At 71.9% G+C, this 12,179-nt stretch carries 13 protein-coding genes and 1 riboswitch; of the genes, 8 read left to right on the top strand and 5 right to left on the bottom strand.

The features are described 5' to 3' along the window. Window positions 1-4: 4 nt before the first annotated feature. A riboswitch (ZMP/ZTP riboswitch) is annotated at window positions 5-88 on the bottom strand. Window positions 89-92: 4 nt separating this feature from the next. Continuing rightward, window positions 93-947 carry a hypothetical protein gene (locus MQP27_RS23560; protein WP_242767331.1) on the bottom strand — a complete coding sequence of 285 codons (855 nt, stop codon included), beginning with the start codon at window positions 945-947 and terminating at the stop codon, window positions 93-95. A gap of 61 nt (window positions 948-1,008) precedes the next feature. Here MQP27_RS23560 and MQP27_RS23555 point away from each other — a divergent pair, with 61 nt between their 5' ends. Continuing rightward, window positions 1,009-1,512: a MarR family winged helix-turn-helix transcriptional regulator gene (locus MQP27_RS23555; RefSeq protein WP_242767330.1), complete on the top strand. Its 504-nt coding sequence runs from the start codon at window positions 1,009-1,011 to the stop codon at window positions 1,510-1,512. Window positions 1,513-1,557: 45 nt separating this feature from the next. Here the strand turns inward: MQP27_RS23555 and MQP27_RS23550 are convergent, their stop codons facing one another. Further along, entirely contained in the window at window positions 1,558-1,926 is a 369-nt protein-coding gene (locus MQP27_RS23550; protein WP_242767329.1) for a nuclear transport factor 2 family protein, read from the bottom strand. A 172-nt stretch (window positions 1,927-2,098) separates the two neighbouring features. Here MQP27_RS23550 and MQP27_RS23545 point away from each other — a divergent pair, with 172 nt between their 5' ends. After that, window positions 2,099-2,389 carry a hypothetical protein gene (locus tag MQP27_RS23545; RefSeq protein ID WP_242767328.1) on the top strand — a complete coding sequence of 97 codons (291 nt, stop codon included), beginning with the start codon at window positions 2,099-2,101 and terminating at the stop codon, window positions 2,387-2,389. 133 nt (window positions 2,390-2,522) lie between these two features. Continuing rightward, window positions 2,523-3,983, top strand: coding sequence for an aldehyde dehydrogenase family protein (locus MQP27_RS23540; RefSeq protein ID WP_242767327.1), 1,461 nt, complete (start codon window positions 2,523-2,525; stop codon window positions 3,981-3,983). A 25-nt stretch (window positions 3,984-4,008) separates the two neighbouring features. Here the strand turns inward: MQP27_RS23540 and MQP27_RS23535 are convergent, their stop codons facing one another. Together MQP27_RS23535 and MQP27_RS23530 are read right to left on the bottom strand one after the other, a co-directional pair. Beyond that, window positions 4,009-5,763 carry an ABC transporter ATP-binding protein gene (locus MQP27_RS23535; RefSeq protein WP_242767326.1) on the bottom strand — a complete coding sequence of 585 codons (1,755 nt, stop codon included), beginning with the start codon at window positions 5,761-5,763 and terminating at the stop codon, window positions 4,009-4,011. Window positions 5,764-5,903: 140 nt separating this feature from the next. After that, window positions 5,904-7,235, bottom strand: coding sequence for an FAD-binding protein (locus tag MQP27_RS23530; RefSeq protein ID WP_242767325.1), 1,332 nt, complete (start codon window positions 7,233-7,235; stop codon window positions 5,904-5,906). 289 nt (window positions 7,236-7,524) lie between these two features. Between MQP27_RS23530 and MQP27_RS23525 the strand changes: the two genes are divergently transcribed. The 4 genes from MQP27_RS23525 to MQP27_RS23510 all read left to right on the top strand — a co-directional run bounded on the left by MQP27_RS23525 (window position 7,525) and on the right by MQP27_RS23510 (window position 10,684). Continuing rightward, window positions 7,525-8,610: an S-(hydroxymethyl)mycothiol dehydrogenase gene (locus MQP27_RS23525; RefSeq protein WP_242767324.1), complete on the top strand. Its 1,086-nt coding sequence runs from the start codon at window positions 7,525-7,527 to the stop codon at window positions 8,608-8,610. Continuing rightward, complete coding sequence (locus MQP27_RS23520) at window positions 8,610-9,239, top strand: MBL fold metallo-hydrolase (protein ID WP_242767323.1); 630 nt, start codon at window positions 8,610-8,612, stop codon at window positions 9,237-9,239. The genes MQP27_RS23525 and MQP27_RS23520 overlap by 1 nt, the downstream gene beginning before the upstream one ends. 59 nt (window positions 9,240-9,298) lie before the next feature. Beyond that, window positions 9,299-9,673 carry a DUF4180 domain-containing protein gene (locus tag MQP27_RS23515; RefSeq protein ID WP_242767322.1) on the top strand — a complete coding sequence of 125 codons (375 nt, stop codon included), beginning with the start codon at window positions 9,299-9,301 and terminating at the stop codon, window positions 9,671-9,673. Window positions 9,674-9,769: 96 nt separating this feature from the next. Continuing rightward, a complete protein-coding gene (locus MQP27_RS23510) occupies window positions 9,770-10,684 on the top strand; it encodes an SDR family oxidoreductase (RefSeq protein WP_242767321.1) in 915 nt (304 codons plus the stop codon). Window position 10,685: 1 nt separating this feature from the next. Here MQP27_RS23510 and MQP27_RS23505 read toward each other — a convergent pair whose 3' ends face one another. After that, window positions 10,686-11,222 carry a hypothetical protein gene (locus MQP27_RS23505; RefSeq protein ID WP_242767320.1) on the bottom strand — a complete coding sequence of 179 codons (537 nt, stop codon included), beginning with the start codon at window positions 11,220-11,222 and terminating at the stop codon, window positions 10,686-10,688. Window positions 11,223-11,271: 49 nt separating this feature from the next. On the opposite strand from MQP27_RS23505, the gene MQP27_RS23500 reads away from it, so the two are divergent. Beyond that, window positions 11,272-12,063, top strand: a complete 792-nt coding sequence (locus MQP27_RS23500; RefSeq protein ID WP_242767319.1) for an SDR family NAD(P)-dependent oxidoreductase — start codon at window positions 11,272-11,274, stop codon at window positions 12,061-12,063. The last annotated feature ends 116 nt before the right edge of the window (window positions 12,064-12,179 follow it).

The following is a 12,179-nucleotide window of genomic DNA, read 5'->3' as shown; positions in this document are numbered from 1 at the left end:
GTGACCGGATCGCCCAGGCGCACGGCATCGACTCTGCGGGACCGCTCCCCGGTGGTACTCCACCTCAGCGCCAGTCACGGCCCGCCACGAGCCTAACCGACGCTCTCGCCCTCCTTCGGCGAGCCCATCGGATCGACCCCCGCGAGGAAGCCGGTCGCCTGTGCGTGGAGACGGTCGGCGCCGATGGCCGCGGCCCAGCGGGCGACCTCGGTCGCGAGGGCCCGGGCCCCGGGCTCGTCGCCGGTGTCGCGGGCCAGCATCGCCAGCAGCAGCTGCTGGGAGAGGGTGCCCGGGACGTTGCCCGCACCCGCGCCCAGCGTGGGGGCCCGGCGCCAGCGTTCCAGGGCGCGGTCCCGGTCGCCGGTGTCGTGGTCGTGGCCGCCGAGATGACGCAGGGCCTCCCGGGCCAGCAGGGGATCGGCGCCCGACTCGCCGGCCTCCAGCGCGGCCGTGTAGTGGGCGGCCGCGGCGTCGCCCTCGCCGAAGTGGTTGTCGGTGATCAGGCCCAGGTACATCGAGGCCCAGCCGCCGCGCACCGCGTCCCGGGCGCGGTCCCGCAGCGCGTACGCCTCCCGCCGGACCGCGGCCAAGGCCTCGGGATCCTTGCCGTCGGGGCCGAAGCGCACGGTGCCGTCGACGCGGAGCAGCCCGTAGTAGGTGTGCCGCAGCCGGGCGAAGCCGAGGTCCCAGTCGTCCTCGGGCAGCAGGCCGGCCGCGGCCTCGACACGGCCCGGGGTGAGGTCGGTGCCCGCGAACCAGTCGCTCTCCAGGGCGACTTCGACCGCGGCCAGCGCGACCCGCGCGCGGTCCGCCGGCTCGGCGACGGCGGTCGAGTCCAGCAGTCCGAGGGCGCGGGGCCAGCGGGCCGCGAGGGACAACTCCCGTGCGGCGGAGATCAGTTCGTCGAGATCCACGGATGTGCGCAAAGCACTCGTCGTGTTCGTCATGACGGGAGAAGGTAGTTCTGCGGAAAACCATCCACAAGAAAACCACTGCGGGAGACAGACGATGGAGGACTCGGCCGACCGGCACGTCGAGGAGTGGCAGAAGGAACTGGCCTGGATGGACCCCGTCAAGGAGGCGATCTTCGTCCGGCTGGCGTTCCTGGCCCGGCACGCGGCACAGGCCCGGCGGGAGGCCCTGGACTCCGACGGACTGCGGCGCTGGCAGTACAAGGTCCTGCTCACCCTGCGGCGGCTCGGCCCGCCGTACACCGCGAGCCCCTCGCTGCTCGCCGAGCGGCTGGGGCTGACCCGGGGCGCGCTGTCCGCGCGGCTGGGGCCGTTGGAGGAGGCGGGGCTGATCAGCCGTACGCACGAGACCGCCGACCGGCGGCGTGTGCGGGTCCGGCTCACCGAAGCGGGAAGTGCCGCCTTCGAGCAGCATGCGGCGACGGAGGAAGCCGGCGAGGTCGCGCTGCTCTCAGCACTGAGCGCAGCAGAGCAACAGACGCTCGCCGACCTGCTGCGGAAGCTGGTCGCGGCTGCCGAGGCCGGCCGAGGCGGGCAGTGAAGGTCCAGGTCAGCCGGGTGGAGACCTGGACCCTCGGAGTTCTCCCTACTGCTCGTCCCATGCCTGGATCAGGATTTCCTCGGCGATCTTCCCGTCGCGCAGCGTGATCATCGACTCGGCCAGGACCCGGGTCCCGTCCGCGTACTGGCACGACTGGCTGTAGGCGGCGTGGTCGCCCTGGATGATGCACTGGTCGACCTTGTGCGTCATGTCACGGCTGTATATGTCCTCGAACAGCGCGCCGATCTCGGCGCGGCCGCGCAGGACCCTGGGTTGGCTGGGCTGGGTGTTGCGGTCCACGATGCGCACTTGCGCGTCGTCCGCGTAGAGCGACAGAAGATCCGTCGCCGTGTGTCCTTCGACGCCCTTGCGCAGCGTATCGGCGCTGAAGGCGGTGCTTGCCGCGGTGCCCATGGTTGACCTCCTTCGAGGGCCGCGACCCGGCGAGGAGCGGGCCGCGAAGGGCCTCTCCTTCGAGACTCCTCCGCCCCGGCAGGCTCGGCAAGCGCAGCGGCGTGCTGCGCCTGACGGGTGAGCGGCGCGGCCCGCCCGTGACCGCCGGGCGCCGGCCGCCGTTGCTGAAAGCATGATCTCAACACGACGTATCGTCGCCGCCGTTGGCCTCGCAGCGGGCATCACCGGTCTGGCGGCCCCGATGGCGAACGCGGCCACGGTCGCCCCGAACGAGGGCCAGATCAACCCGATCGCCACCCTCGACTCGCTGACCGTGAGCGACATGCCCGAGGAGCGCAAGGCGCAGATCCCGCGGCCGTCCGCGCAGCTGCAGCAGCTGAACCGGCTCAACGACCTCAACCAGCTGCACCAGGTGACCGACATGGCCGCCCCCGCGTACGGGCTGCTCGGCGCCTTCGAATAGGCCGCGCCCCAGCGCACGTCTCCATCGAGGGCCGCCCGGGGACGGGCGGCCCTTGACTTTGCCGCGACCTGCTCGGAGCATGCAGATCGAAAGGTGAATGAAATTTCACACGGCGAACGCAAAGGTGCGGACGATGCCCATCACCCGTGAACTGTTCATCGGCGGCAAGGACGTCCCGGCGGCCTCCGGCCGGACCACGGACGACCTCGATCCGTACACGGGCGAGGTGTACGCGACGGTGCCCGCCGCGGGGCCGGAGGACGTGCGGCGGGCGGTGGACGCGGCCGACGCGGCGTTCGAGGAGTGGGCGGCGTCGACCCCGTTCGCCCGGCGCGCGATCTTCCTGAAGGCGGCCGACCTGCTGGACGCCCGAGGTGAGCAGGTCGCCGAGCTGATGGCCCGGGAGGTCGGCGGCACCCGGCCGTGGGCCCACTTCAACGTGGCCCTCGCGGCGAACATCCTGCGCGAGGCGGCCGCCGCGGTGACCGCGCCGCGCGGCGAGGTGCTCAGCGCCCAGGAGACCGGCGCCCTCGGACTCGCGGTGCGTGAACCGCTGGGCGTGGTCGCCGCGTTCGCGCCGTGGAACGCGCCGGTCATCCTCGGTGTCCGGGCGGTGGCGGCGCCGCTGGCCGCGGGCAACACCGTGGTCGTCAAGCCGAGCGAGGACGCGCCGATCGCCTGCGGTCTGCTGATCGCGGACGTCCTGCGGGAGGCCGGGCTGCCGGACGGTGTGCTCAACGTGGTCACCAACGCCCGCGAGGACGCGGCCCAGGTCGCCGAGGCGCTGATCGCGGACGAGCGGGTGCGCGGGGTGAACTTCACCGGGTCCACCGGTGTCGGCCGAATCGTCGGCGAGCTGGCGGCCCGTCATCTCAAGCCCGCCGTACTGGAGTTGGGCGGCAAGAACGCGGTGATCGTGCTCGATGACGCCGACGTGGACTACGCGGTCGACGCTGCCGCCTTCAGCGTGTTCATGAACGCCGGACAGATCTGCATGTCCGGCGACCGGATCCTCGTACACGAGTCGCTGGCCGAGGAGTTCGCCGGGAAGTTCGCGGCGAAGGTGGCGTCGCTGCGGGCGGGCGACCCGTCCGACCCGCACACGGTGGTCGGGCCGCTGGTGAGCGCCTCGGCGGCCGAGCGGGTGGCCGGACTGGTCCGGGACGCCGTCGGCAAGGGGGCGAAGGTCCTGGTCGGGGGCGGTGCGCCGGAGGGTGCCGTGCATCCCGCCACCGTGCTGACCGGTGTGCCGAAGGACGCCGACCTGTACTACGCCGAGGCCTTCGGACCGCTCTGCGTGGTCGACACCTTCGCCGACGACGCCGGCGCGGTGGCCGTCGCCAATGACACCGACAACGGGCTGACCTGCGGCATCATCACCGAGAACGCCACCCACGGGCTCGCCGTCGCCCGCCGTGTCCGCACCGGCATCGTGCATGTCAACGACCAGTCGGTGGCCGACGAGCCGCAGGCCCCCTTCGGCGGCGCGAAGGCCTCCGGCTACGGGCGGTTCGGCGGCCGCTGGGGCATCGAGGCGTTCTCCAACACCCGCTGGGTGACCATCGCCACCCAGCACGCCCACTACCCCTTCTAGTCCGGCCCCCTCCACCCACCGTTCGTCAGCCGGCCGTCGCGAGGAACTGCGTGGCGGCCAGCTCCGCGTACAACGGATCCGCGGCGACCAGTTCCCGGTGCGTGCCCACCGCCCGCACCCGCCCCGCGTCCATCACCACGATCCGGTCCGCCATCGTCACCGTCGACAGCCGGTGCGCGACGACGAGCACGGTCGTCGTACGGGCGACGTCGGCGACCGTGTCCCGCAGCGCGGCCTCGTTCACCGCGTCCAGCTGCGACGTGGCCTCGTCGAGCAGCAGTAGCCGGGGCCTGCGCAGCAACGCGCGGGCGATGGCGACCCGTTGGCGCTCGCCACCGGAGAGCTTGGTGCCGCGGTGCCCCACGAGGGTCTCCAGGCCCTTGGGCAGCCGGGCGACCAGACCGTCGAGACGGGTCGTCTTGAGCACGCGGGTGACGGTGTCCTCGCCGGCCTCCGGGTTGCCCAGCAGCAGGTTGTCCCGCAGCGAACCCGACAGCACCGGCGCGTCCTGCTCGACGTAACCGATCGCCGAGCGGAGCTGGGGCAACTCCCAGTCCCGCAGGGCGCGTCCGTCCAGGGTGATGGTCCCGGACTCGGGGTCGTAGAACCGCTCGATGAGCGAGAAGACCGTCGTCTTGCCCGCGCCGGAGGGTCCGACGAAGGCCGTCATGCCGCGGGCCGGGACGGCGAACGTCACGCCGTGATGGACGTAGGGGAGATCGTCGGCGTAGCGGAAGCGGACCTCCTCGAAGGCGAGTTCGGCCGGCTGCGCGCCGGGGGAGGGGAGCGGTGCGGGGCGGGAGGCCGGCTCGGAGGGCAGGTTCAGCGCCTCCTGGATGCGGGCCAGGGCGGCGGCACCCGTCTGGTACTGCGTGATCGCGCCGACCACGCTCTGGATCGGCGACATCAGATAGAAGACGTACAGCAGGAACGCGACCAGCGTGCCGACCTGGATGGCGCCGGTCGCGACCCGCGCGCCGCCCACCGCCAGCACCGTGATGAACGCGATCTGCATGGCGAGCCCGGCCGTGTTGCCCGCGGCCGCCGACCACTTGGCGGCCCGCACGCTCTGCCGCCACGACTCCTCGGCCGCCTCGTGCAGCGTCCGCTCCTCGCGGTGCTCGGCCCCGGACGCCTTGACCGTGCGCAGCGCGCCGAGGATGCGCTCCAGCGAGGCGCCCATCACGCCGACCGCGTCCTGGGCCCGTCTGCTGGCCCGGTTGATGCGCGGCACGATCACCCCGAGCACCGTGCCCGCGCCCAGGATGACGGCGAGGGTGACCCCGAGCAGCACCGGGTCGACCAGACCCATCATCACGATCGTCGCGACCAGCGTGAGCCCGCCGGTGCCCAGGCCCACCAGTGAGTCCGTGGTGACCTCGCGCAGGAGGGTGGTGTCGGAGGTGATGCGGGCCATCAGATCGCCCGGCTCGCTGCGGTCGACCGCCGGGATCCGCAGACGCAGCAGATACGAGGACAGGGCGCGCCGCGCGCCGAGGACGACCGACTCGGCGGTACGGCGCAGCACGTACGAACCCAGCGCGCCCAGGGCCGCGTTGGCGACGACCAGCGCCGACATGGCGAGCAGCGCGCCGGTGATGGCCCGGTCGTGCGAGAGGTCGTCGATCAGGCCCTTGGCCACCAGCGGCAGCAGCAGCCCGGTCGCGCCCGTGACCAGCGAGAGGAGGGCGCCCGTGAGCAGGGGCCACCGGTGCGGTCGTACGTAGCCGAGGAGCAGCCGCCAGGCGGGCGGGCCGGTCTCGGTCTCTGCGATGCTCACGGCGCTCCTTCGGCAGGCGGGTGAGCATTCAGGCTACGTCGGCGCCCGCCCGCGACCACGAACGATTCCGCGCCACCGAGGCCGCGTACGCCCCGGGCAGAGACCGCGGTGCCGGCCGCGGTACGGCACGGTCACGGAGGTCAGGGCCACAGCCCGTACCCCCGGGTGAGGATGCGGTGGGTGTCGTACAGGGCCTTGGCGCGTACGAGTTCGTCCCAGTCGGGGCCGAAGTGCGTTCGCCAGTCGGCCGGTGTCATCGGGAGCGCGCCGCCCGGGTACAGGACTCCGCCGACGGCCCTGGCGCGGGTGTGGAGCGCGCGGTTGGCGGCCACCAACTGCCGTACGACGTCCGGCCGGTCGGGTGGTGCCGTGCGCATCAGGGAGAGCAGGCAGAGCCGTTCGCCGGCGGGCCTGCGCAGCAGCGGCGTGTGCAGCGTGCTGCCTGTGAGGGGGCGCAGCTGGACAGAGCCGCAGACGCGCAGCGCCTGTTGGGCGTCCTCGGACAGCACGGACGGCACGAACGAGGTGGCCGCCTCCTCCGGGAGCAGCAGCGTCAGCCACGGGTGCGGGCGCTGCCACTCGCCGCTCGCCCGCAGCAGCCGCTCGTCGCGGTCGAGGCGGTGCAGGTACTCCGCGTAGGAGAGGTCCTCGATCTCCTCGGTGTCCGGGTCGTGGTCGAGATCGCCGATGAACAGGCCGTCCTCGGGCGGGAGTTGGCCGTTGTGCGGGGCCACCGCCTCGATGATGTAGTGCCAGTCGCCGCCCGGCGCGGGGCGCGCCTGGCCGGCGACATGGCTGAAGCGGGCGTCGCGGGCCAGCCGGCGCTGGTCCGTGAAGAACGTGCCGGGCGTGCGGTGGTGGAGGCGGTAGCGGCGCACCCGGGCCGGAGCGGGCAGCAGTTGCAGCGTGGCCCGGACGACGAGCGCGCACTGGCCGAGCCCCGCAGGCACCGCGCGGAACAGGTCCGGGTGCTCCTGCTGCGAGCAGACCAGCCGCTCACCGGTGCCGGTGACGACCTCCAACTCCCGCACCCAGTCCGCGACAAGTCCGAACCGGTGACTGGAGCCGCCGAAACCGCCGGTGCTCAGCACCCCGCCGACGCTTGCGCCGAGATGGTCGGGCACCACCGGCGGCGCGAGACCGGCGGCGAGGGAGGCCCGTACCACGTCACTCCACAGCGCCCCGGCCCCGGCGACCAGCAGCCGGTCCTCCGGCACGCAGCGCACCTCGTCGAGTCCCGTCATGTCGACGACATAGCCGCCGTCCGCCTGCCCCTGCCCGTACACTGCCTGGCCGCCGCCGCGCGCGGTCACCGCGATTCCGCGCGGCCCTGCGAAGGCGACGAGTCCCTGCACGGCGCCCACGGAACGCGCCGTCAGCACGCCGAGCGGACGCGACCCGACGATGTGCCCGAAATCGGCCGAGGCCCGCAGCAGATCCTGGTCCTCGGCATCGAGGACGGAATCGGCCATTTGGTTTCCGGAAATATCGCTCTCCACTTCGATGGAATAATTCGCGCACCAAAATACGGAGAACCGGCATGGTCAAGAACCAGGCACACATCCGGACCGGGCAAAGAGATTTCCACTTTCCAGTGGAGCTGCTGAAAGGTGAATCATCCTTAATGATTTCTTCCCGAATCAGAATGAACCCCTGTCCCCAGAAGGTCGTCGGCGGAGACAGGGGCGGCGATGTCGTTACCGATCAGTCACCCGTAGGGTCGAAAGACACGGACAGTGGCCGACGAAAGGGTTCAACACCATGGCGCAGGAAGTACGCGGCGTGATCGCACCGGGCAAGGACGAGCCGGTGCGGGTGGAGACGATCGTCGTGCCGGACCCCGGCCCCGGGGAAGCGGTCGTACAGGTGCAGGCCTGCGGGGTCTGTCACACCGACCTGCACTACAAGCAGGGCGGCATCAACGACGAGTTCCCGTTCCTGCTCGGGCACGAGGCCGCGGGCGTCGTGGAGTCGGTCGGCGAGGGCGTCACCGATGTCGCGCCCGGCGACTTCGTGATCCTCAACTGGCGTGCGGTGTGCGGCAATTGCCGGGCCTGTCTGCGGGGACGCCCGTGGTACTGCTTCAACACCCACAACGCCGAGCAGAAGATGACCCTCACCGACGGGACCGAGCTGTCCCCGGCGCTCGGCATCGGAGCCTTCGCCGAGAAGACGCTGGTCGCGGCCGGGCAGTGCACCAAGGTCGACCCGAGCGTGGCACCGGCGGTGGCGGGGCTGCTCGGCTGCGGTGTGATGGCCGGCATCGGCGCGGCGATCAACACCGGCAACGTCGGCCGCGGCGACAGTGTGGCGGTCATCGGCTGCGGTGGCGTCGGCGACGCGGCGATCGCCGGGGCGAACCTGGCGGGCGCGGCGAAGATCATCGCCGTGGACATCGACGACCGCAAGCTGGAGACCGCCCGCTCCATGGGCGCCACCCACACCGTCAACTCCCGCGAGTCCGACCCCGTCGCCGCGATCCAGGAGCTGACCGGCGGCTTCGGCGCCGACGTCGTCATCGAGGCGGTCGGCCGCCCCGAGACGTACAAGCAGGCCTTCTACGCACGCGACCTCGCCGGAACCGTCGTCCTGGTCGGTGTGCCCACCCCGGAGATGAAGCTCGAACTGCCGCTGCTGGACGTGTTCGGCCGTGGTGGGTCGCTCAAGTCCTCCTGGTACGGCGACTGCCTGCCCTCCCGTGACTTCCCCATGCTCATCGACCTGCATCTGCAGGGCCGGCTTCCCCTCGACAAGTTCGTGACCGAGACGATCGAACTGACCGATGTGGAGAAGGCCTTCGAGCGGATGCACCACGGTGACGTCCTCCGCTCGGTGGTGGTGCTGTGATGACCGCTCGTATCGAACACCTCGTCACCTCGGGGCAGTTCAGCCTCGACGGCGGCACCTGGGACGTCGAGAACAACGTGTGGATCGTCGGTGACGACCACGAGGCCATCGTGATCGACGCCGCCCACGACGCCGACGCCATCCTCGAAGCGGTCGGCGACCGCCGCCTCAAGGCCATCGTGTGCACCCACGCGCACAACGATCACATCGACGCCGCGCCGGAGCTGGCCGACCGCACCGGCGCCACCATCTGGCTGCACCCCGACGACCTGCCGCTGTGGAAGCAGACCTACCCCGACCGCGACCCCGACGCCCATCTGGTCGACGGCCAGGTCATCGAGGCCGCAGGCGCCGACCTCACGGTGATCCACACCCCGGGCCACGCGCCCGGCGCGGTCTGCCTCTACGACCCCGCCCTCGGCGCGGTCTTCACGGGCGACACACTCTTCCAGGGCGGCCCGGGCGCCACCGGCCGCTCCTTCTCCCACTTCCCGACGATCATCGACTCGATCCGCGACCGCCTGCTCGCCCTCCCACCCGACACCAAGGTCCTCACCGGCCACGGCGAGTCGACCACGATCGGCGCCGAGGCCCCGCACCTGGAGGAATGGATCGCCCGAGGCCACTGACCCCGGCCGGAGGAGCGCGGCCGGCCCACCCATCCCGGCCGCGCCATACGATCACGGTCATGACCACCAACACTCTCGTGACCGTCCACGACACCCGAGCCCTGGTCTGCGACCCTGACGGCCCGCCGCTCGACGGAGAACAGGCCGCGCTCGATCTCATCGGCGACGCAATGGGCCACGATGCCGAGTTGGTCGTGGTGCCCGTGGAGCGGGTGGCCGAGGAGTTCTTCGAACTGCGGTCGGGGGTCGCGGGCGCGGTCATGCAGAAGTTCGTGAACTACCGGCAGCGCCTCGCCGTCGTCGGCGACATCTCCCGGCACCTCGCCGAGAGCGCGGCCCTGCGCGACTTCGTCCACGAGACCAACCAGGGCGGCCACATCTGGTTCCTCGCGGACCGCGCCGCGCTGGAGGCGAGGCTGCGCCCGGCCGGGTGACCGTTCGAGGCCCTCGGTAAAACACGACAGGAGATGTCCGGTTTCCCCGGCACCCTCGACGGTGACAGCAGTCGCAGGGGAAACGGGAGGCCGGACATGTCGGCAGCACTCGAAGGCAAGGTGGCGCTGGTCGCCGGGGCGACCCGGGGCGCCGGGCGGGGGATCGCGGTCGAACTCGGCGCGGCCGGCGCCACGGTCTACGTCACCGGACGCAGCACCCGCGCCCAGCGCTCCGAGTACGACCGCCCCGAGACCATCGAGGACACCGCCGACCTGGTCACCGAGGCCGGCGGCCACGGCATCGCCGTACCCACCGACCATCTCGACCCGGACCGGGTCCGTGCCCTCGTCGACCGCATCTCCGACGAGCAGGGCCGCCTCGACGTCCTGGTCAACGACATCTGGGGCGGTGAGAACCTCTTCGCATGGGACACCCCGGTCTGGGAGCACGACCTCGACAAGGGCCTGCGGCTGCTGCGGCTCGCCGTCGAGACGCACGCCATCACCAGCCACCACGCCCTGCCCCTGCTGCTGCGCCGGCCCGGCGGCCTGGTCGTCGAGGTCACCGACGGCACCGCCGAATACAACCGCGACAACTACCGGGTCTCCTTCTTCTACGACCTCGCCAAGACGTCCGTGCTGCGCATGGCCTTCGCCCTCGGCCATGAGCTCGGCCCGCGCGGGGCCACCGCCGTCGGGCTGACGCCGGGCTGGCTGCGCTCGGAGATCATGCTCGACCACTTCGGCGTCCGCGAGGACACCTGGCGCGAAGCCCTCGACCGCGTCCCCCACTTCGCCATCTCCGAGACCCCGCGCTACGTCGGCCGCGCCGTCACCGCCCTCGCCGCCGACCCGGACGTGTCCCGCTGGAACGGCGAGTCCCTCTCCAGCGGCGGCCTGGCCCTCACCTACGGCTTCACCGACCTCGACGGCAGCCGCCCGGACGCCTGGCGGTACCTGGTGGAGGTGCAGGACGCGGGGAAGCCGGCGGACACGACCGGTTATCGCTGAGTCAGGAGGGCCCCACCGACGGCAGCTGCCACCGCACCGTGAGGCCCGGTGGCAGAGCCAGATCCTCCCGTACGGCGGCGTAGTAGCCGTCCCGTCCACCCCGGTGCCGTTCCAGCAGCCCCTGCCAGGCCGCCGGATCGCGCGTCCCGTCACGCAGGAACTGTTCCATCTCCAGCACCACCGTGACCCAGACCCGCGCCTTCTCCACCACCTCCGGGCTCCCCATCAGCAGCAGCGCCTCCCCGTCCGGGTCCCGCGCGAGGGTCGCCGCGGCCAGCTGCGGTGCGGCCTCCTCGGGGGTGAGCGGATGCGGATGGGGGTCGTTGCCGAAGTGGGACGCCACCCGGCACGCCAGAGTGATCGTCTTCTTCAGCGTCCGCGCGTAGTCGATGTACACGGCCAGCCGCCGCTCCTCCCAACGGGCCGCCTGCTCGCGGTGGAACCGGGCGCGGTCGCTGCGCACCACCGCGAAGTACGAACCGAGCGCACCGATCACGACACCGATCAGCGCGGGAAGCTGCTGTATGAACGCCGACATGGGCGCACGCTATCTGCCCGGTAGATCATTCCGGGAGTAGCTTCGGCTCATGGCTGACTCAAAGCGCTTCGAGGGGTACGGGGTTCTCGTCACCGGCGCGGCCCGCGGCATCGGCGCCGCCGTCGCCCGGCGGCTCGCCGAGGAGGGCGCGCGTGTCCTGCTGACCGACGCCGACGCGTCCGAGGTCGAGAAGACCGCGGCCGCGCTGCGCGAACTGGGCCTCGCCGCCCGGGCGTCGGGCTGTGACGTGGCGGACCGCGCGCAGGTCGAGGCGGTCGTCGCGCACGCCGTCGACGCCTTCGGCGCGCTGGACGTCCTGGTCAACAGCGCCGCCTCCTGCACGCCCGACACCCCGCTGTTCGAGGACGGCACGGACGAGGCCTGGGACCGCGACCTCGACATCACGCTCACCGGCACCTACCGCTGCTGCCGCGCGGCCCTCCCGCACCTGGCCGCCTCCGGCCGCGGCGCCGTCGTGAGCATCGGCTCCGTCAACGCCCTGCAGAACTTCGGCAACCAGGCCTACAGCGCGGCGAAGGCCGGTCTGCTCTCCCTGACCCGCACCCTGGCCGGACACGCCGGACCGCGCGGCGTCCGCGTCAACCTCGTCGTACCCGGCACGGTCCGCACCTCCGCCTGGGAGGGACGCGACGACGAACTCGACGCGCTGCGCCCCCTCTACCCCCTCGGCCGGGTCGGCGAGCCCGAGGACATCGCCGCCGCCGTCGCCTTCCTCGCCTCCCGCGACGCGGCCTGGATCACCGGCACCGCGCTGACGGTCGACGGCGGCCTGACGGCGGTGAACTCCGGGTTCCTCGCGAGGGTCCGGTACACCGGGTGAACGTGTGACCTGCCGCACTGCGATTGTCACCGTTTCGTCTTAGCGTGCAGGGCGCTACAACCGATCACGCCCGACACCGGTCTAGGTGGGAGAGATCGCACAAGGGACCGTCATCG

This window comes from Streptomyces cylindrosporus, assembly GCF_022698165.1.
Taxonomy (GTDB): domain Bacteria; phylum Actinomycetota; class Actinomycetes; order Streptomycetales; family Streptomycetaceae; genus Streptomyces; species Streptomyces cylindrosporus.
The sequence above is the reverse complement of the archived record's forward strand: the minus strand, read 5'-3'. Positions and strand labels throughout refer to the sequence as shown.